This is a genomic window from Micromonospora sp. M51 (assembly GCF_018070305.1).
Taxonomy (GTDB): Bacteria; Actinomycetota; Actinomycetes; order Mycobacteriales; family Micromonosporaceae; genus Micromonospora; species Micromonospora parva.
In genome coordinates this window covers 1-528 of sequence record NZ_JAGPXZ010001456.1, presented here as the reverse complement: position 1 = coordinate 528, position 528 = coordinate 1, and the positions used below count along the sequence as shown (strand labels likewise).

Sequence of the window (528 nt, the reverse complement as noted above, 5' to 3'; positions counted from 1 at the left end):
CGGGCTGGAGACCCAGGTGACCATTCGCATGGACAGCCCCGGGTGGGGCGGCCCGACCGGGGCCCTGCTGGCACCGGAACTTCAGACGATCATCGCGTTGTGCGTCGAGCCGATCTCGGTGGCCGAGATCTCGGCCCGCGCCCGACTGCACTTCGGCGTGGTCCGGGTCCTGGTCGGCGACCTGCGCGCCGCCGGGCACCTGGACGTGCACGTCACCGACACCGACGACGCTGTCGACCCCGATCTCATCCTGCGAGTGATTGATGGACTCCGTGCGATCTCCTGAATGGCCGGCCGCCCCGCTCGGCGGGGTCGCCGCGAACAGCGCCACCGCGCGTTACGGCATGTCTTCGGGCACCGGGCCGATAGTCGGTCGGGCCGGGCCACCGCCGACCGCACCGCCGCCATACCGGCCCTCCTCGGAGCAGGGGTCGGTGCCGCCTCCGGTCGGTAGGCCGGCCGCACCGCCGATCCCGGTCAAGATCCTGATCGCCGGCGGGTTCGGGGTGGGTAAGACCACCACCGTGG

At 72.2% G+C, this 528-nt stretch carries 1 protein-coding gene and 1 pseudogene; both read left to right on the top strand.

Annotated elements, in window-relative coordinates; genetic code table 11:
• On the top strand, positions 1-286 hold a 286-nt coding region (locus tag KBX53_RS35420), incomplete at its 5' end, for a DUF742 domain-containing protein (RefSeq protein WP_210864080.1).
• Positions 264-528: pseudogene (locus KBX53_RS35415) on the top strand (ATP/GTP-binding protein); the annotation flags it as partial. The gene KBX53_RS35420 and the pseudogene KBX53_RS35415, both read left to right, overlap by 23 nt.